Source organism: Vibrio sp. ER1A (assembly GCF_000733315.1).
GTDB lineage: Bacteria > Pseudomonadota > Gammaproteobacteria > Enterobacterales > Vibrionaceae > Vibrio > Vibrio mediterranei.
Genome location: NZ_JPJA01000083.1, coordinates 1 through 1230 on the forward strand (window position 1 = coordinate 1; position 1230 = coordinate 1230).

Annotated in this window: 1 protein-coding gene; it reads right to left on the bottom strand. The window is 29.6% G+C overall.

Annotated elements, in window-relative coordinates:
- Nucleotides 1-106 precede the first annotated feature (106 nt).
- Nucleotides 107-1230, bottom strand: a 1124-nt coding sequence (locus HW45_RS04895; protein WP_235225365.1) for a TcdA/TcdB catalytic glycosyltransferase domain-containing protein, incomplete at its 5' end; no start/stop codon positions are given.

Consider the following 1230-nt stretch of genomic DNA (forward strand, 5'->3'; position numbering starts at 1 on the left):
ATGTTATTTTCAACATCATTGGAACTGTCAATGGAATAAAATCTTGTTCCATATAAAAATATTACATATGCACAGAGTAGAATTACTAATAAAACAGTTATTTTCTTTATAGCCATGATGACCTCAGCTGCTCTGGTGTGTAGTGAGTTTGGTTATTAAATCCCAAGAATGTACGATCTATTCTAAATATATATGACACTGAAGTGGGAGATATGTTTTTTGGTATTTTAAAAACTTCATAACATAGACCCAACAATACCTCATGAATTAAGCATGGTCCTGTAAGCAATAATGTCACTTCTGTATCATTATAATTGCTTAAGCCGTCGTGTCGATATTTGTCTAATCTAGATAAATAGTTACTAACTTTTTCATTCTTGTGAGATGGAGTAGAGTAAATAAAGTTGTTAGAATGTAAGTATTTATAGCGCCTAATAACTTCTTTAAGGATAATTCTGATACATCGACTGCCTTTGTTAGCAAGCAAGGTGTTGTTGTTTATTTCATAAATTCTGTTCTGTGTTGCAACTTTTATAATATCTCGGTGAACATATAAAGAATCTTGATTATAAAAATCACTAAGTCTATCAGCAGCCCGTTCTTTCAGTTTTATTAATATTCTCTTGTCGTTTATCTGAGCTTCAATATGTGATAAAGATATATTTCTGTTTTTGAGGTATCGCTTCCTTTGTCTTACTTCTTGCAATAAATACTCTGATTTTATAATATCAAGTAAGTTCTCGTTTATCGATAAGGTGGTTATGTTAATGTCTTTGTAAACATTTTTATGAGAAGGCAATGTATCTACATCAACATACATACCACCATCTCTATATAATAAACTTAATCTTAATATGTCGGAGGCACATGCTGCATTTTGTCTTAACGTTAGTTCATTAAAGTACATTTTTTCGAGGTATTTATTGTAGAATATATCTTGACTATCTCGGATATCAATAATTTTCACTAATTTAGAAACTTGTAACAGTTTTAGTTTGTACAACCTTAATATGTATGTCAGTTCTACTTTTATCTCTTTTGCAATTAGAATAAGACTTTCGTCAAATGAATGTCCGCTAGACATAAGCTCTCTTATTTTGAAGTGAAAATCATTTTGTTTAGATATTAAGGTTTCAAGAGATGTGTTAGAATCTATGTTGTAATAAATATTAAATATTCTTTTAAAGTGGTTGAAAAGCAGAAAGTGGCTATCAATGTAAAGATTTATAT